The organism is Phytohabitans maris, assembly GCF_031085175.1.
GTDB lineage: Bacteria > Actinomycetota > Actinomycetes > Mycobacteriales > Micromonosporaceae > Phytohabitans > Phytohabitans maris.
Genome location: NZ_JAVHUY010000008.1, coordinates 123,495 through 141,277, shown reverse-complemented (window position 1 = coordinate 141,277; position 17,783 = coordinate 123,495). Strand labels below are relative to the sequence as shown.

Genomic DNA, 17,783 nt, shown 5'->3' with positions numbered 1-17,783 from the left:
CGGGCGGGCATACCCGGGCGATTCAGGGGCAAACGTCGCGGGTGACGATCCGCACCGCGATGATCACCGGCCCGGCGCCGCCGCACCTGGACGGGGTGGCCGACTACGCCGCGCGGCTGGCGGGCGCGCTCGGCGGCGCCGGACTGGACGTCGAGGCGGTGCCGCTGCGCCCGCCGGCGCCGGGCCGCTGGCTGGCCGCCACCGTCGAGGCGGCCGATCGGGTCCGGCGGATGCGGCCCGACCTGGTACACGTCCAGTTCGCCCCGTCGGCGTACCGCTTCTCGGCCCTCCCCGGCCTGCTCCCCCGGCTGCTGCCGGCCGGCACGCGACTGGTCACCACCCTGCACGAGTACGGCTGGTGGACCGCGCCGGCCTGGATCCCCGCGCCCGCCTGGCGCCCCCTGGAACGGCTGCGGCTGTGGGACCGGGAGACCGCCCTGCTGGTACCGGCGAGCCGCGCGGTCGTCGTCACCAACCCGGACCACGGGGCGGAGGTGCGGCGGCGGACCGGGCGGCGGGCGGTGCTCATCCCGATCGCGCCGAACGTGGACCGCGCCGGCCCGCCACCCGACCGAGCCGCCACCCGCCGCCGGCTCGGCCTCGGCTTCGAGGACTTCCTGCTCGTGTTCTTCGGCTTCGTACACCCGGTCAAGGGCGTGCGGTACCTGCTGGAGGCCCTGCCCGCCCTGCGCTCCGTACGGCCCGGCGTGCGGCTGGTGGTCGCCGGCGGGTTCGCCTCGCAGGCGCTGCCCGAGGGCGAGGCACGGGCCTTCCGGCGCGAGCTCGAGACGCTCGCCGACCGGCGCGGGGTGGCCGGCGCGGTCACGTTCACCGGCTACCTGCCCGCCGACGAGGTCTCCGCGCTGCTCGCGGCGGCGGACGCGGCGGTGCTGCCGTTCACGGCCGGGGTGTCGGTGAGGAGCGGCGCGCTGCTCGCGGCGCTCGCGCACGGCGTGCCGACGGCGGTGACCGTCCCCGACCAGCCGGACCCGCGGCTGCGCGACGGCGAGAACGTCGCCGCCATCCGGGCCCGCCGCGACGCCGCCGCCATCGCGGTCACGCTCCGCCGGCTGATCGTCGACGCCCGGCTCCGGGAGCGGCTCGCCGAGGGCGGGCGGTCGCTGGCCGCCGGCCACACCTGGCCGGCCGTGGCACGCGCGCACCTCGACCTGTACGAGCGGGTGCTGGCCGATGCCTGACGGATCCTTTTCGGAGATCCTGGTCGTCGACCTGCTGGGCGGCATCGGTGACCTGGTCATGGTGCTGCCGGCCGTGCACGCGCTGGCCGCCAGCCATCCCGGCGCCCGGCTGCGGGTGGTGACCCACGAGCCCGGCGCCGGCCTGCTCCGCGGCGACCCGGCCGTCACCGGGGTACGCGTCCCCGCGGACGGCGGCGAGCGGGACGCGGTGGCCGCCGAGCTGGCCGAGCGGCGCCCGGACCTGGCGGTCACCACCACCCGGTACGGCGGCATCCCCGACCTGCTGCGCGGCTCGGGCGCGCGGTGCGTGACCGACCTGTGGCGCCGGCCGCCGCCGGACGAGCTGGTCGGCGACCGCTACCTGCGCATCCTGGCCGAGGAGGGGGTGCTCGAACCGTCCACGGTGGACCCGGTACCCCGGCTTCGGCTCTCCACCGGCGAGCGCGCCGACGGGGCCCGGGCGCTGGCCGCGCTCCTCGGCCCCACCCGCCGCCGGCCGGTCGTGCTGGTACCGGAGGCGGGCATGGCGGTCAAGCTCTGGCCGCGGCGGCGCTGGAAGGAGCTCGTCGCGATCCTCGACGGCCTCGGCGTCCCCGTGGCCACCGCCCCCGCCGACCGGCCCCTGCGCGAGCTCGCCGCCCTCTTCGCCGACGTCGCCCGGCGCGGCGGCGTGGTCGTCGGCGGCGACACCGGGCCGCTGCGGGTGGCCGGGGCGAGCGGGGCCCGCACGGTCGCGCTCTTCGGGCCGACGCTGGCCAGCCGGTACGGCCTCGGCGACCCCGCCGCCACCCACCTGCAGGGCCGGCCCGACTGCCCGTACCGCCGGCCGACCGCGATCACCACCCAGGTCTGCTGGTGGCACGCCGACTGCCCGCTCTCCCCCACCGAACCGGAGTGCATGGCGGACATCCCGGCCGCCGGCGTCGCCGAGGCGGTGCTCCGGAGCCTGACGGCGCGGCCCTGAATGGAGCACCCCGCCGCCCTCGCCGGCCCGCCGATCGACTGGGCCGCCCTGCGCCGGATCCTGGTCGTACGGCCGGACAACCTCGGCGACGTGGTGATGGCCGGCCCGGCGGTACGCGCGCTGCGCCGGGCCGCACCGGACGCGCGGCTGGACCTGCTCGCGGCCCCCGCCGGGGCGGCCGTCGCACCGCTGCTCCCGCACCTCGGCGCGGTGCTCGCCGCCTCGGTGTCGTGGCAGCAGCTCGACCCCGACGCGGTGCCGCCGGACGCCGACCACGGCCTGGTCCGGCGGATCGCCGGCGGCCGGTACGACGCGGCGGTGGTCCTCACCTCGTTCTCCCAGTCCCCGTGGCCCGCCGCGTACCTGTGCCGGCTGGCCGGGGTGCCGGTGCGGGTCGGCGAGTCGAAGGAGTTCGGCGGCGCCGGGCTCACCCACTGGGTGCCCGCCCCGCCGGACGGGACCCACCAGGTCGACCGGATGCTGCACGTGCTGGCCCGGGTCGGGGTACCGCCGGCCGGCGCGCGGCTGCGGCTGGACCTGCCGGAGGGCGCCCGCGCGGAGGCCCGCGAGGCCCTCGCCGGGCAGGGCCTCGCGGCCGGCGAGCCGTACGCCCTGCTGCTCCCCGGCGCCTCCTGCCCGTCCCGCCGCTACCCGCCGGAGCGCTTCGCCCGGGTCGCCGGCCTGCTCGCCGGCGCCGGGCTGCGGGTGGTGGTCGCCGGCTCGGCCGCCGAGTCGGCGCTGGTCGAGCGGGCCGGCGGCGGGGTCACCGGGCTCGGCGTGCCCGGGCTCGCCGCGCTCGTGGCCGGCAGTACCGCCGTGGTCTGCAACAACAGTGGCGGCGCGCACCTGGCCAGCGCGTTCGGGCGGCCGGTGGTGGTGCTCTTCGCCGGCACCGAGCAGGTGGCCCAGTACGCCCCGCGCTTCACCCCGGCCACCGTGCTCTCGGTGCCCACCCCGTGCGCGCCCTGCCGCCAGCTGCGCTGCCCGTATGCCCAGGAGTGCCTCGACGTGCCGCCCGAGGAGGTCGCGCGGGAGACGTTACGCCTGGCCGGCGTGCGGGTATCCATCGCCTGGTGACCGACGACATCACCGCGCACGTGCGGCCCCACCTCGAACCGGGGGGCGAGCGCGCCGGCGCGGACCACATCGTGCACGCCGTCCTGCGCGCCCTCGGCGACCGGCTCCCGGCCGGCGAGGCGGCCTACCTCGCCGACGGGCTGCCGGCGGCGCTGCGGCCGTACCTGCGGCACCCCGGCGAACCCGCTAGCTGGGACGACGAGGCGCCCCGCAACCGGGAGGACCCGATCGGGCGGATCGCGCTGGCCTGCGACACCGACGAGGAACACGCCCGCCGGTACGCCCGCGCGGTCCTCGCCGAGCTGGCCGCGACCGTGCCGCCGTCCGCCGTCTACGACGCCCAGGTGCAGCTCCCGGACGACGTGCGCGAGCTCTTCCCCGACCCGGTGCACGCCGTGGGCCACGACGGCCCGTGATCGAAGCTCCCGTCACGTCGCTAGAACGACTTGAAGGGAGCTTCGATCACGGCGGGGGCGCTACTCGCGCAGCGTCACCTCCCACGCCTCCACGCGGCGGTCGACCACGGTCGTGGGGACCTCCAGGTGGTAGGCGCCGCTCGGCACGACGCCGGCGCCGCCGTACCGCTCCAGGACGGCGAGCTGCGCGGCCGCGTCCTCGCCCTGGTGGTCCGGGGGCAGCTCGCGCCAGAAGTCGAAGCCGCCCGAGGCGACCAGCTTGGCCCGGTCGAACAGGACGCAGCCGCCGATCCAGGAGACCTTGTACGCCCGCCACTCGCCCGGGGCCAGCCGCAGCCGTTCGGTGAGGTGCAGCAGGTTGGCGGCGGCGTGCAGGCCGGACCGCCACCACTCCGGGCTGCCCGGGCGTACCCGCTCCGGCTCGGGCCGGCGGTCCCACTGCTCGTACTGCCGGTGCGAATCCGGGCGCACATCGTCCCGATAGGACAGGCCGTGCACCGCGTTGCCGACGAACCCGCAGTCCAGCGCGCCGATCGCGGACACCAGCCGGGCGAGCGCGGCCGGTTCCAGCCAGACGTCGTCGTCGAGGCAGAGCACGTAGCGGGCGGCGGAGCGGGAGAGCAGGTGGGCGCGGTGCTCGGCCAGCCCGCGCCGGGGCAGGTGGCGGCCGAGCAGCACCGGGTGGCCGCGGTGGCGCAGGATCCGTACCACCCCCTCGACGGCCGGGTCGGCCCAGCTGGGCGCCGCGTCCGACTGGTCGCTGACCGCCACGCCGAAGCCGGCGCCGTCCTGCGCCGCCAGCCCGGCGAGGGTCGCGGCGAGCGCGGCCGGCCGGTCCCGGGTGGGGATCAGCACGTCGACCGTGCGCGGCGCCCGGAACCGGTCGGCGTCGCCGGGATCGAGCGGCCGGGTCACGCCGCCCGCCCCCGCGCCCGGCCGCGGCGGGCGGGGCTCACGGCGTGAACTCCCGGTGCTGGGACCGGATCCGGTCGATGATGGCGGAGGTGGAGCGGTCCGGCACGTACCCGAGGGTGCGCACCTCACCGCCGAGCCGCCGGACCAGCGCCGCCTCCGGTACGAGCTCCGGCGGGTAGTCGCCGCCCTTGACGTACAGGTCGGGGCGGACCCGCTCGATCAGCGCCGCCGGCGACTCCTCCTCGAAGACCACGACGTGGTCGACGCAGGAGAGGGCGGCGAGCACCGCGACCCGGTCCTCGACCGGTACGACCGGGCGGCCCGGCCCCTTGAGGCGGCGTACGCCGGCGTCCGAGTTGACCGCCACGACCAGCAGGTCGCCCAGTTCGCGGGCCTGGCGCAGGTAGCTGACGTGGCCGCGGTGCAGCACGTCGAAGCAGCCGTTGGTGAAGACCACCCGGGCGCCCCCGGCCCGCCGGCGGCGTACGATCCGGTCCAGCCCGTCCGGGTCGACGAGCGTGGCCCGCCCGGTCAGCGCGGCGCGCAGCGGCTCGGCGTCGCAGACGCAGGTCCCCTCGCAGGCCACCCCGACGGCCGCGGCGGCCTGGGCGACCTCGGCGGCGGCCTCGACCGGCACGCCGGCGGCGAGGGCGAGGGTCATGGCGGCCAGGTACGCGTCGCCGGCCCCGACCGTGTGCGCCTCCGGCGCCGGTGCCGCCCGGGTGGTGTACGTCCCGTCCGCCCCGGCCACCACGGCGCCCTCGCTGCCCAGCGTGACGGCCACGACCTCCGCCCCGAACTCCCCGCGCAGCCGCCGGGCCACCGCGTCGGCCGGCCGCGCCAGCCCGGTCTCCGCCAGGCTCGGCGCCATCACCGTCGGCGCCAGGTCCCGCCACGGGCGCAGGTCGTGCGCGTCGAGCGCGACCAGGTCGAAGCGGTCGCGGTGCCGCACCAGCCAGCGCCGTACCGGCTCGGGGAGCCCGCCCAGCCCGTAGTCGGCGACGACCAGCAGCCGCTCGGGGGCGCGGTCGAGGGTGTCGAGCAGCGCGCGTACCGCGCTGGGCGGGAGCGGGCCGCCACCCGCCTCGTCCTCCCGCGCGACGATCTGCCCGCTGGCGAGGAAGCGCCGCTTGACCGGGGTGCTCCGGCCGCGTACCCGGATCGTGCGGTCTTCTACCCGGTCGGCGGCGAGGCGGGCCGCGAGCCGCTCGCCGGCGGGGTCGGCCCCTACCACGGCGGCGAGCGCGGCGCGGGCGCCGAGCGCGGCCAGGTTGGCGGCCGCGTTGCCGGCGCCGCCGGCGCAGACCCGGTGGCGGCGGAGGGTGAGCACCGGTGCGGGCGCCTCGCGCGAGACGCGCTCCGCGTCCGCGAACCGCCACTCATCGACCATCACGTCGCCGACCACGAGCACGGGGAGGCCGTCCCACGCGTCGAGCGCGGCCGCTTGCCTGGACTCGTCCACGCGCGCGGGTTTCCACCGGGAGGGCCCGGATAAACGCGGCGCTCACCGGGTAGCCGGAGCGGCATGGGTGGCCTCGTCGACGGCGTGGGGCGCATCGCGGTCCTGCGCGCCAACGCCCTCGGCGACCTCGTCTTCGCGCTGCCCGCGCTGGACGCGCTGCGCGCCGCCTACCCGCGCGCCGAGATCGTGCTCCTCGGCGGCCCGCTCCACGCCGAACTGCTCACCGGCCGCCCCGGCCCGGTCGACGGCGTCGCCATCCTCCCGCCGGTCGAGGGGCTGCGGCCACCCGGGCCGGGTGAGACGCCGGTGCCGGTCGAGGAGTTCCTGGCGGGCGTCCGCACCGCCCCCTTCGACCTCGCCGTGCAGCTCCACGGCGGCGGCCGCACCAGCAACCGGGTCGCCGCCGCGCTCGGCGCCCGGGTCACCGCCGGCCTGCGCGCGCCGGGCAGCCCGCCGCTGGACCGCTGGGTCCCGTACCTCTACTACCAGCCGGAGATCGCCCGCTACCTGGAGGTGGTCGGGCTGGTCGGCGCCGCGCCGGTCACCGTCCGGCCCACCCTCGCGGTCACCGCCGCGGACCTCGCCGAGGCCCGCCGGGTGGCGGGCGCGCCGTCACGGCGCCGGGTGGTCGTCCACCCGGGCGCCACCGACCCGCGGCGGCGCTGGTCCGCGGGGCGTTTCGGCTCCGTCGCGGGCGAGCTCATATCCCAGGGGTACGAGGTGGTGGTGACCGGCACCACGGACGAGCGCGACGTCGTGGCGCGGGTCGCCGCCGCGGACCGCCGGATCCGGACGCTGACCGGGGAGCTGTCGCTGGGCGGCCTGGTCGGGCTGCTGGCCGGCGCGGCGGCGATCGTCGCCAACGACACCGGCCCGCTGCACCTCGCGACCGCGGTGGGCACGCCGAGCGTCGGCATCTACTGGGTCGGCAACCTGGTCAACAGCGCGCCCCTCTTCCGCGCCGGCCACCGCCCGGTGCCGTCGTGGCGCGTCCACTGCCCGGTGTGCGGCGCCGACTGCACCCGCGACCTCTACCCGGCCCGCCCCGGCGACGGCTGCCCCCACAGCGACTCCTTCGTGGACGACATCCCGGTCGAGGAGGTGCTCCAGGCCGTCTACGACCTGACCGACCCGCGCAAGGCCGCCGCCGGCCCCCTGGCCGGCCGCCGCTCCGGCATCGGCTACTGACCGCCCGCCGCCACGTCCGTGCCGCCCGCCGACGGCGCGGCGGTGCCCGCGGGAAAGCGCCCGCGCGTGGGTTCCACAGCTGGCGGACCGTCGCTCATTCCCGCGGCCCAGCCCTCGGCAGCGCCCGATCTCACCCCGGCCCTGCGGGGAGCGAGCGGCCGTCCAGAGGTCCGTGCGCCCACGACACCTCACCACCGCGCCAGCGCCGGGCGGACGGATGTGTGCGCGGGAAGCTCTCGAGCTGCCCCGTCTGTGCGTGCACCCGGCAGCGAGCCGGGGTGGGCTTGCCCCGCGGAGCCGGCAGCGGAGGCCGGGGTTTCGGCGAGCGCCAGCTCGCCGACGGCCGCAGCGGTGCCCGCGGGAGCAAGCGGTCCACAGCTGCGGCGGACCGGGACAAATCGCGGCTGTCTCTGGGCAGACCCTGGTACTTGGCCGCACCCGGAGCGACAGCCAGATACCACGATCTGCGCCCTGGGCTGATCTCCGAGCGTCGATCATGGAAAGCGTGGTCGGCGTGCTGATCGTGCGCCCGGAATCTACGTGGGCGTGCGGGCGAAGACGCACGCGTTGTAGGTCGTGGTAATTCCAGTGCCCGTATAGAGCCGTAACTGGCTCGGGCTCGGTGTCGATCCCTGCCCGAGCGGCCGGCGATAGAGAGACGTCGACGTACGGACGTGATCGGATGCCAGCCTTGCCCGATATGCCCGTTGGTGAATGTAGGTTTAGATTTGATCTAGAACGTTTAGGGCTCTATATCAGCCCTAGATGTTCTAGATCTACTTCGATCCGGTCCTACGACCAAGCCGGCGGAGTTGACGAACAGCGCACCGCCAATTATGCGAACGGCTCCAGAGGGGCACCGAAATACCGCGATCTCCTGCCGCCCGGGGTTCGCGCCGGGGCCCGCGGTGGTGCGGTCAGCCGCTGCCCTGGATGCCGGCCTGTGCCGCGGCCGCCAGCAGCACCGCGGTGCCGGTGGCGGCGGCGGTGAGGGCGGCGAGCAGCAGGGTGCGTGCGCGTCGGCTCATCGGGACCTCCCTTCCACGAAGGGCGCCAGTATGGGCGCGGCGCGGCCGGCGCGCCAGAGCACTCAGGTGTCGGTGGTCAGGATCAGCACCTTGCCCACCGCGCCGGCCTCGACGGCGGCGTGCGCGGCGGCGGCCTCGTCGAGCGGGTAGTAGTGCAGCGGGAGCCCGGCCTCGGAGCCGACCCGCAGCACGCCCTCGGCCGCCGCGGCCGCCACGTCGTAGACCGCCTTGGCCTTGGCGGCCTCGGTCAGCGTGTAGACGAGCACGAACTGCCAGCGCGCGTTCGGGCCCATCAGCGGGCGGACCGGCAGGGTCAGGGTGTCGCCGCCGTCGGTGGCGTAGGCGGCCACGCAGGCGTGCGCGGCGGCGACCTGGACGTCGATGGCGGCGTTGGCGCCGGGCGCGACCTCGACGACCGCATCGACGCCGCGCGGGGCGATCCGCCTGACCTCGGCGACCACGTCCTGCTGGCGGTAGTCGACCACGTGGTCGGCGCCCGCGGCGGCGGCGAGCTGGGCCTTCTCCGGGCCGCTGACGGTGGCGACCACCGTGGCGTCCGCCCAGCGGGCGAGCTGGACGGCCGCGTTGCCGACCGCGCCGGCGCCGCCCTGCACCAGCACGACCCGCCCCTCCATCGCGCCGGCGTTGATCCGGTCCGGCATCGCCTCGCCGGCGGTGAGGCAGCGGTGCGCGGTCAGGAACGGGATGCCGAGGCTCGCGCCGAGGTCGAACGAGGCCGGGCCGAGCCGCACCACCTGGCGGGCCGGCACCAGCGTGTACTCGGCGGCCGTGCCCCAGGGGCGCTGCCAGGCCGCCTCCCAGACCCAGACCCGCTCGCCGACCAGGGCGGCGTCCACGCCGACGCCGACCGCCTCGACCACGCCGGCGCCATCCTGGTTGGGGATCTGCCAGCCGCCGGGCGGTGCCGTGCCGCCGCGCCGGGACTTCCAGTCGGTCGGGTTGACGCCGGAGACCGCGACCCGCACCAGGACCTCGCCGGGGCCGGGCTCGGGGACCGGCCGCTCCACGACCTCCAGGACGGACGGGTCTCCGCCACGGGTGTACACAACCGCTCTCATCGGCGCTCCTCCTGACTGCGTGCCCGGTCAGTTAACCCAAGTTCCCCGGCCGGCGGTGCACAATCCGCCCGGGATCCGCGGCTCAGGCCGGTTTCGTGGCGATCAGCACGTCGCGGACGATGGCCTGGTCGACGCGGTGCCGCAGCGCCGCCCACGGCCCGCCGTCGCGCACGTCCAGGCCGGCCTTCGCGAGCGCCTCGGCGGCGTCCTCGCGGCGGGCCACGTAGGTGTTCCAGGAGACGCCGAGCGCGCCGCCGGGGCGCAGGAGCCCGGCCCAGACCGGCGCGGCCGCCGCGAGCAGCGCGAGGGGGTCGCGGGCCAGCCCCTTGGCGGGGGTACGGCTGCCGTGCTGCACGCCGTACGGGGCGTCGGCGACGACGACGTCGACCGTGCCCGGGCGGAAGAACTCGCCGGCCCGGACGGTGTCCGCGTTGACGACGTCGAGCAGCTGGGTGGCGCCGGCCTTCCGCTCCTCTTTGGAGGGTGCCAGCTCGATCCGCAGCCGCCGGCCGACGACCTGCCGTTCGCGCCGTACCGGGCCGGACTCCAGCACCCGGTGCTTGACCCGCTTGCGCTTGAGCCACGTGGTGACGAACGCCTGGTACGCCTCGAAGTCCTTCTGGTCCAGGTCGACGCCGGCCGCGTCGAAGCCGTACATCAGCGCCTGGTTGAGCGTGGTGCCCCGGCCGCAGAGCGGGTCGAGCACCGTGAAGCGCCGCTCCAGCAGCTCACCGGCCCACGCGGAGGCGAGCAGCGTGGCGTTGAGCAGCAGCTTGGTGAACTGCTCGTTGGTCTTCCCGGCGTACTTCTGGATGGTGAGCAGGTCGTCGTCGTAGCGGTCCAGCCGGTGCCGCTCGACCGGGCGGAGCAGGTCGCCGACCCGCTCGTAGAGGGCGAAGAGCGCGGACATGTTGCCGAGCAGCGCCAGGTCGCGCCCGGTGAGCGGGTCGGCCTCGAACGTGACGTACCGGACGCCGCCGATCGTCACCGCCTCCGCGTCGCCGATCCGCCCGCCGAGCACCGCCTCGCCGAACAGCGCCAGCTCGGTCCGGGTCAGGTCGACGGCGGAGCCGGCGTACACGCGGTTGGTGCCGGGCGAGACGAGCAGGGCGTACGTGGTCATGGTCGGGCGAGTATCGCATGGGGCCGGCGGTTCCCCGCCGGCCCCATGCCGGTCAGGCGTCAGGCGGCGTCGTCGTCGGTCACCGTCAGCCAGGCGAACCCGTCGCCGATCACCACGCCGGTCGGCGCCGAGATGGTCGTCTTGTAGCGCAGCTCGGCCGGGTTGACCGCGGTGTTGCCGGTCAGCGGCACCTGGATCGTCACCTGCTTCGTCCACTTCGGAAGCGTGACCGGGAACGACAGCAGCGGCACCTGTCCCGCCGACGCCGAACCGCTCGCGGCGGTCTGCACGTACAGCCTGGCCGGCTCCGTGAGCCGGTCGCTCAGCGTCAGCCGCATGGTCGCGGTGCCGGTGCCGTCGCCCTCCGCCACCGTGGCGTCGGCGATGCTCACCCGTACCGCCCCGGTCGGGCCGCCCCGCCCCACGCCGGTGCTGTCGAACGCGATGTCGGACAGGTACGCGCCGCCGGTCGGGGTGGCCGGCCTGATGGTCACGTACCTCAGGTTGTCCTCGTCCACCCGGCGGGCGAAGTCGTCGACCGGGACGCGTACCGTGCGCAGCCAGGTCTTGCCGAGGCGGTTCATCCCGTTCGGAGTGTTGGTGGAGGCCGGGAACGGGGTGAGCGCCGGGCTCACGTCACCCACCCGCACCGTCGCCGACCGTCCCTTGTGGTCGGTCACGGTGACGTCCAGGTCGACGTCGCCGACCGCGGTCTCGTCCCGCGCCAGGCGGAACGTGAGCGCGTCGTACCCGTCGGCGTCGCGCTGGCCGGGCCCGAGCGCGATCCGCACGCTCGGCGCGACCGACGCCTCGCTCCACTGGAGCCGGAGCACCGGGCTGGTCGGCACCGACGTGGCGAACGTCGCCGGTGTCCAGTGTGGAATCTTCGAGGTCTGCGTCGTCGCCGAGCAGGGGGTCTGGCCGGCCGGCACCCGGGAGGCCACGCTGTGGCAGTACGCGCCGAGGTCGAAGCCGGTCACCGAGACGTTGCCGGCCGGCCGTTCCAGCGGCGCCAGGTCCTCCCGCCGCGACGAGGGCTGCTGCGCCTGGGCGTACACCTCGGCGCGGCCGGCCGACGGGACGGTGCCGTTGGTGCCGTCGAAGAGCGGCAGGAACGCCTTCTCCCCGCCCTGCACCAGCCGGAAGAAGCCGGCCATGTACGCGGTGCCGACGGCCCGCTGCTCGGCCGCGGTCAGCCGGGTGGGGCTGGCGCTGCCGCAGACCTCGTCGTTGGCCGGGGACCAGTCGTCGCCGGAGGGCGCGACCGAGTCGCCCGGGGTCCACTCGGTGTTGAAGAAGTTGTGGTCGGCGCCCATGATCATGAGCGAGGAGCGGAGCACGTCGTCGTCGAGCGAGTAGCGGGTGTCGTCGAAGAAGTGCTGCCCCTGCTGGTTGGAGACGTCCCCGTCGCAGTACGGCAGCAGCACCGCCATCGGCACGTCCGGCAGGCTGGCCCGGCCGAAGTCGACCGGGGCGAGCGGGAGCACGGCGCGGACCCCGTACGGGTGGCGCCGTTCGGCGTTCATCAGCGCGGCCTCGACCACGCCCTCACCGCCCCGCGAGTGCCCCATCAGCCCCACATTGGACAGGTCGAGGCGGCCCTTGAGCGGGTGGCCGCGCTTCTGGTTCCACTGGGCCAGCAGGTCGAGGTGCTTCATGACCAGTTCGCCACGGGCGGCCGCGCCGTTGTCGTCGGTGAAGCTGGCGTCCTTGGCGTTGACGCCGTTCGCGCTGACCGACACCACGACGTAGCCGTGGCTGGCCAGGGCGACGGCCGTCTCGGTGTAGCCGAGGTAGCTGTCGATCGGGATGAACCCCTCGGCGCACGGCCAGTTGGTGTTGTTGGTCTGCCGGGTCGTCGGGTTGTAGCAGGCCGAGTGGCGCCCGTGCAGGAAGACGACGACCGGCCGCTCGCCGCGCGCCTTCGCGGGGGCGTAGACGGCGGCGCGCAGCTCGACCGGCAGGCCGCTGAGGCCGGGCAGCGTGGTCGGGGTGTCGCCGAGGTCGTAGTCCAGCCGCTCCACCGCGTACTTCCCGGGGGTGGCCGGGTCGGTGTAGACCGGCTTGCGGTGGAAGGGCTTCGGCGTGTAGTGCCAGGGCGCGGAGCGCCGCGCGGCCGCCGCCGCGCCGGGCACCTCGCCGTTCCAGGCGACCTCGACGCTCCCGGCACCGGCGACCGCGGGGTCGGTGGTCTCGGTGGTGAGCGTGAGCCCGTCGGGCGACTCCTTGGCCGCGCCGACGACCTGGCCGTCGACGGCGAGCTCCGGGGCGGCGTCGCGCACCGGCAGCGGCTCGGCGAGCGACAGGGTCACCCGCCAGCCGCCCTCGGGCAGCGGCTCGACGGTGAATCCTTTTGCGTCCGTCGATTCGTTGGTAGGGTCGCCCGGGTCGGCCCCGGCGGGTGCACCGAGGCCGGCGGCGAGCAGGATGGCAGCGAGCACCGCGGTCGTGCGGGCGGCGGCGCGCGTGGGAGCGAAACGGGGCATGTGCCGTATCTCCTTCTCGCGCTGAGGGGTCAGCGCGGGCGGAGACTATGGCAGCCGTGTTCCAAATGATCTCCGTTGGGAAACGCCCCGGTTACCGCTCTTCACAAGCCCGTTCACATGATCATTTAGTGCGCCAGATCGGTCATGCCGGCGGCGGCTCCCGCCCGCCGCCCGGGCGGCGGCGATCGCGTGCGCGCCTTCGACGGCTGGAACAGCGGTGCTGTCACGGGAGCCGTTCGACAGCACTGTCGCTCCAGTCGTGCCGGCGCGGGCGGCGCGACCCGAGCGCGGCCTCAGTCGCGCGCGGACGCGAGCCGGAAGGTCGGGTGGTCGGCCGGGTCGGGCAGGCTGCGGAACGCCGCCTCGACGTGCGGCATCTTCGCGAAGCGGGCGAGGTAGGCGTCGAGGATCGGCTGGCGCTGCCCCACCGGCACCTCCTCGGCCCCGAACTCCTCGACCCGCTGCTGCCGCGCGAGCCGGCCGCGGCCGGAGGCGCGCAGGTCGAGCGCCCAGTCGGTGGTGCCGAAGACGGAGACGAGGTAGCGCTCGCCGCCGTGGTCGAGCACGACGACCGGCGTGGTGCGCCACTCGCCGCTGCGCCGCCCGGGCACCGAGAGCCGGGCGACGATGGCCGGCCGGAACAGCGGGGCCAGCACGTTGCCCACCTTGCGCTGCATCCACGGCGGCTTGAGGTACCTGCGCGCGGTCATGGCGCCCCCCCCGTCCAAGAAACGTGGTGTTACTGCAACATTGGGGCAACCGTAGCATTGATGGTCGCCTCCGGCGGTACCCTGCGGTATGCGGGACGGACGTCGCAGCCTCGACGAGCGCTTCGCCGGCGAGACCCTGGACCCGGACGTGTGGCTCCCCTACTACCTGCCGCACTGGAGCTCCCGCGCGGCCAGCCGGGCGACGTACGCGGTGCGCGGCGGCGAACTGCGCCTGACCATCCCGCCGGGCCAGCCGCTGTGGTGCCCCGACCGCCACCCCGAGCCGATGCGGGTGTCCTGCGTGCAGAGCGGCGGCCGCACCGGGCAGCAGCCGTTCCGGGAGGGGCTGGCGGTGCGCGAGGAGCAGCCCGAGTTCTGGGGCTACACCCCGCGGTACGGGCACGTCGAGATCCGGATGCGCGGCGTCGTCAGCGCGCGCTCGATGTTCGCGTTCTGGCTCTCCGGCGTCGAGGACCGGCCCGAGCACTCCGGCGAGATCTGCGTGGCCGAGATCTTCGGCGACGCGGTCCACGACGGTACGGCCGCGGTGGGCATGGGGCTGCACCGCTTCCGCGACCCGTCGCTCACCGAGGAGTTCGCCGCCGAGCCGCTCCCGCTGGACGTAAGCGACTACCACACGTACGCCGTCGACTGGCGCCCCGGCTCCCTGGTGTTCACAGTGGACGGTGAGGTGGTCCGCGAGGTCGGCCAGGCCCCGGACTACCCGGTCCAGCTCATGCTCGGCGTATTCGACTTCCCGGCGAAGGGCGACCCGTCCCACCCGACGCCCCCGGTCCCGGAGATGGTCGTCTCCCACGTGGCCGGCCACCCCCTCGCCCTCGCCTGACCGGGCGGCCGGCGGCGGCCCGCCGCGTCCACAGTGGCGGGCGGGTCCGCGGGGCCGGCGGGGGTGACGGGCCGCCCGAGGGGCCGCGCCGGACTGTGTCGTGCGCCGCGTTTGCCGGGATTGTCGCCGGGGTAGCCCGGACAGGAGCCGGCCCAGCCGGGACGGACAGGAGCCGGCCCAGCCGGGGCGGCCGAACGTGAGCCGGGCCAGCCCCGACCATTGGGCGAGCCCGGAACAAGAGCCGGGACAGCCCGGAGAGGCCGAAACGGGCAGGGACGCGACACCGGGACCGGAGGTGGGCGACATGACGAGCGGGTACTGGGGCGGGGGCCCGTTCGGGCAGGACCCGTTCGAGGAGTTTCTCGCGCAGTTCTTCGGGGCGCAGCAGGGGCGGCGCATCGACCTGGCCCGGCTGATGAGCCACGACGCGCGCGAGCTGATCCAGAGCGCCGCGCAGATCGCCAACGAGTGGGGCAGCCCAGACCTGGACACCGAGCACCTGCTGTGGGCGATCTGCCAGCGCGAGCCGTTGCGCCAACTGCTCGCCCGCGCGGGCGCCGACCCGGGCGCGCTGGCCACCGAGATCGAGCGGCGGGCCCAGCGGGGCGACCCGCGGCAGGAGCCGCCCGCGCTCACGCCGGCCGCCAAGCGGGCGCTGCTGCAGGCACACCAGATCTCGCGTACCCTCGGCGCCTCCTACCTCGGACCCGAGCACATCCTGCTGGCCCTCGTGGCCGGGCGCGACACCGAGGCCGGGCGGATGCTCGGCGCGCGCGGGGTCACGCCGGACTCGCTGCGGCAGGCGGCGCAGAGCCAGAGCCAGATGGCGCCGGGCCAGGCCGGCGCGCCCGCGGCCACGCCGACGCCGACCATCGACCGGTACGGGCGGGACCTCACCGCGCTCGCCCGCGACGGCAAGCTCGACCCGGTGGTGGGGCGGGCGCAGGAGATCGAGCAGTGCGTGGAGGTGCTCGCCCGGCGTACCAAGAACAACCCGGTCCTGATCGGTGAGGCCGGCGTCGGCAAGACGGCGATCGTGGAAGGTCTCGCCCAGCGGATCGTGGAGGGTGAGGTGCCGCGGACCCTGGGTGGCAAGCGCCTGGTCCAGCTCGACCTGACCGGCCTGGTGGCCGGCACCCGCTACCGCGGCGACTTCGAGGAGCGGCTCAAGAGCCTGATCGACGAGGCCCGCGCCAACACCGACGACCTCATCGTCTTCATCGACGAGATCCACAGCGTGGTCGGCGCCGGCTCGGCCGAGGGTGCCACCGACGCGGCCAACATGCTCAAGCCGGCCCTCTCCCGCGGCGAGCTGCACGTGGTGGGGGCGACCACGCTCGACGAGTACCGCCGGTACGTGGAGAAGGACGCCGCGCTGGAGCGGCGCTTCCAGCCGATCCTGGTGCCCGAGCCGAGCGTCGAGGACACGGTCGAGATCCTGCGCGGGCTGCGCGACCGGTACGAGGCCCACCACGGGGTGCGCTTCACCGACGAGGCGCTGGTCTCGTCGGCCGAACTCTCCGACCGGTACCTCACCGACCGTTTCCTGCCGGACAAGGCCATCGACCTGATCGACCAGGCCGGCGCGCGGGTCCAGCTGCGCAGCCGGGCGCCCGCCACCGACGTGCGCGAGATGGAACGCCGCATCGAACAGCTCTGCCGCGACAAGGACCAGGCGGTCGCGGACGAGCAGTACGAGCGGGCCAGCCAGATCCGCGACGAGGTCGGCGAGCTGCGGCGGCGGATGTCCGACGTCGAGGGCGGCCACAACGGGGTACCCGAGGTGACCGCCGAGGACGTCGCCGAGGTGGTCTCCCGAGCCACCGGCATCCCGGCCCGTCAGCTCAGCGAGGAGGAACGCCACCGCCTCGCCAACCTGGAGCAGCGGCTGCACGAGCGGCTGGTCGGCCAGGAGGACGCGGTGCGCGTGGTGGCCCAGGCGATCCGCCGCTCCCGTACCGGCCTCGGCGACCCGAACCGCCCGATCGGCAGCTTCCTCTTCCTCGGCCCGACCGGCGTCGGCAAGACCGAGCTGGCCCGGGCGCTGGCCGAGTCGATGTTCGGCGACCAGGACCGGATGGTGCGGCTGGACATGAGCGAGTTCCAGGAACGGCACACGGTCAGCCGCCTGGTCGGCGCCCCGCCCGGGTACGTGGGCTACGAGGAGGCCGGCCAGCTGACCGAGGCGGTACGCCGCCGCCCGTACTCGGTGGTGCTGCTGGACGAGATCGAGAAGGCCCACCCGGACGTCTTCAACCTGCTGCTGCAGGTGCTCGACGACGGCCGCCTCACGGACAGCCAGGGGCGCACGGTCAGCTTCAAGAACACCGTGCTCATCATGACCAGCAACCTCGGCTCCGAGCTGATCGGCCAGGACCAGGCGCTCGGCTTCGCCAGCGAGGCGAACCGCGGCGACCGGGACGCCCGCGACCGCGTACTGCGCCGGCTCCGCGAGGAGCTGCGCCCCGAGTTCCTGAACCGGATCGACGAGATCGTGGTGTTCCAGCGCCTGACGGCGGAGCAGCTCGCCGAGATCACCGACCTGATGCTGGAGCAGACCCGCCGCCGCATGCACGCGCAGGGCATCACCGCGCACTTCACCGGTACGGCGATCGGCTGGCTGGTCGACCAGGGCTACGAGCCCCAGTACGGCGCCCGCCCGATGCGCCGTACCATCCAGCGCGAGATCGACAACCGGCTCTCCGAGATGATGCTCGACGCCCGCCTCTCCCCCGGCCAGGAGGTGCGGGTCGACGTGGGCCCGGAAGGCACGCTCACCTTCGAGGTCACCCCGCGCCTGGAGACCGCACCAGCCTAGCGTTCGCTTGGACGTTCACGGACGAAGACACAGATCCGGGCTACCGCGACGCCCGTCGTGGTCCAGACCGTCGCTCCCGCGGCCGCACCCTCCGCGGTTTCACACCCCGTCCGGCCCGCAATCCGCGCGGACAACGACCAGATCCACCTCGTTCGCCGAGATCGTGGTACTCAGGTGCCCCGCAGGGGGCACTGGAATACCACGATCACCGTGGGCAAGGTCGGCGCGGCCCGGGCACGGGCCCAGCTCCGTGATCGACTCAAGGTGAGTGGCATCGGGTCCGGACCGGTCGCTCCCGCGGTGCCCCGTCTGTGCGGGCAGCTCCAGAGCTCCGCGCACGCACATCCCGGGTGCGGCGGACAGCGCGACCAAACCCGCGCGGAGCCGGCCGCGGAGGGCGGGGAAGTCGGCGAGCGCATGCGGTCCGCGGGTGACCCGGGCCGGGGCAAACGCAAAGGGGCAAATGCGAAT

Annotated in this window: 13 protein-coding genes; 7 read left to right on the top strand and 6 right to left on the bottom strand. The window is 75.3% G+C overall.

What is annotated here, in order from left to right; all coding sequences use genetic code 11:
* Positions 1 to 41: 41 nt before the first annotated feature.
* The 4 genes from RB614_RS10595 to RB614_RS10580 are packed head-to-tail and all read left to right on the top strand — an operon-like array spanning position 42 to position 3,656.
* Complete coding sequence (locus tag RB614_RS10595; protein WP_308712237.1) at positions 42 to 1,199, top strand: glycosyltransferase; 1,158 nt, start codon at positions 42 to 44, stop codon at positions 1,197 to 1,199.
* Positions 1,192 to 2,163 (top strand): glycosyltransferase family 9 protein, encoded by a 972-nt coding sequence (locus RB614_RS10590; RefSeq protein ID WP_308712236.1) that lies wholly within the window; start codon positions 1,192 to 1,194, stop codon positions 2,161 to 2,163. Before RB614_RS10595 ends, RB614_RS10590 begins: the two co-directional genes overlap by 8 nt.
* Positions 2,164 to 3,240 carry a glycosyltransferase family 9 protein gene (locus tag RB614_RS10585; RefSeq protein ID WP_308712235.1) on the top strand — a complete coding sequence of 359 codons (1,077 nt, stop codon included), beginning with the start codon at positions 2,164 to 2,166 and terminating at the stop codon, positions 3,238 to 3,240.
* On the top strand, positions 3,237 to 3,656 hold the full coding sequence (locus tag RB614_RS10580; RefSeq protein ID WP_308712234.1) for a DUF2267 domain-containing protein: 420 nt from the start codon (positions 3,237 to 3,239) through the stop codon (positions 3,654 to 3,656). The genes RB614_RS10585 and RB614_RS10580 overlap by 4 nt, the downstream gene beginning before the upstream one ends.
* A 60-nt stretch (positions 3,657 to 3,716) precedes the next feature.
* On the opposite strand, the gene RB614_RS10575 is transcribed toward RB614_RS10580, so the two are convergent.
* Entirely contained in the window at positions 3,717 to 4,571 is an 855-nt protein-coding gene (locus RB614_RS10575) for a glycosyltransferase family 2 protein (RefSeq protein WP_308712233.1), read from the bottom strand.
* 37 nt (positions 4,572 to 4,608) lie between these two features.
* Positions 4,609 to 6,033 (bottom strand): D-glycero-beta-D-manno-heptose 1-phosphate adenylyltransferase, encoded by a 1,425-nt coding sequence (rfaE2, locus tag RB614_RS10570; RefSeq protein WP_308712232.1) that lies wholly within the window; start codon positions 6,031 to 6,033, stop codon positions 4,609 to 4,611.
* A 63-nt stretch (positions 6,034 to 6,096) separates the two neighbouring features.
* Here rfaE2 and RB614_RS10565 point away from each other — a divergent pair, with 63 nt between their 5' ends.
* A complete protein-coding gene (locus RB614_RS10565; protein WP_308712231.1) occupies positions 6,097 to 7,221 on the top strand; it encodes a glycosyltransferase family 9 protein in 1,125 nt (374 codons plus the stop codon).
* A 1,090-nt stretch (positions 7,222 to 8,311) separates the two neighbouring features.
* On the opposite strand, the gene RB614_RS10560 is transcribed toward RB614_RS10565, so the two are convergent.
* The 4 genes from RB614_RS10560 to RB614_RS10545 all read right to left on the bottom strand — a co-directional run bounded on the left by RB614_RS10560 (position 8,312) and on the right by RB614_RS10545 (position 13,647).
* Entirely contained in the window at positions 8,312 to 9,328 is a 1,017-nt protein-coding gene (locus tag RB614_RS10560; RefSeq protein WP_308712230.1) for a zinc-binding dehydrogenase, read from the bottom strand.
* Positions 9,329 to 9,410: 82 nt separating this feature from the next.
* Positions 9,411 to 10,451, bottom strand: a complete 1,041-nt coding sequence (locus RB614_RS10555; RefSeq protein WP_308712229.1) for a TRM11 family SAM-dependent methyltransferase — start codon at positions 10,449 to 10,451, stop codon at positions 9,411 to 9,413.
* 59 nt (positions 10,452 to 10,510) lie between these two features.
* Complete coding sequence (locus RB614_RS10550; protein ID WP_308712228.1) at positions 10,511 to 12,937, bottom strand: alpha/beta hydrolase family protein; 2,427 nt, start codon at positions 12,935 to 12,937, stop codon at positions 10,511 to 10,513.
* Positions 12,938 to 13,230: 293 nt separating this feature from the next.
* The gene (locus RB614_RS10545; RefSeq protein WP_308712227.1) at positions 13,231 to 13,647 is read right to left on the bottom strand and encodes a nitroreductase/quinone reductase family protein; all 417 of its coding nucleotides are present in this window, start codon (positions 13,645 to 13,647) and stop codon (positions 13,231 to 13,233) included.
* A gap of 88 nt (positions 13,648 to 13,735) precedes the next feature.
* On the opposite strand from RB614_RS10545, the gene RB614_RS10540 reads away from it, so the two are divergent.
* Entirely contained in the window at positions 13,736 to 14,494 is a 759-nt protein-coding gene (locus RB614_RS10540; RefSeq protein ID WP_308712226.1) for a glycoside hydrolase family 16 protein, read from the top strand.
* 304 nt (positions 14,495 to 14,798) lie between these two features.
* Positions 14,799 to 17,312 (top strand): ATP-dependent Clp protease ATP-binding subunit, encoded by a 2,514-nt coding sequence (locus RB614_RS10535; protein ID WP_308712225.1) that lies wholly within the window; start codon positions 14,799 to 14,801, stop codon positions 17,310 to 17,312.
* The last annotated feature ends 471 nt before the right edge of the window (positions 17,313 to 17,783 follow it).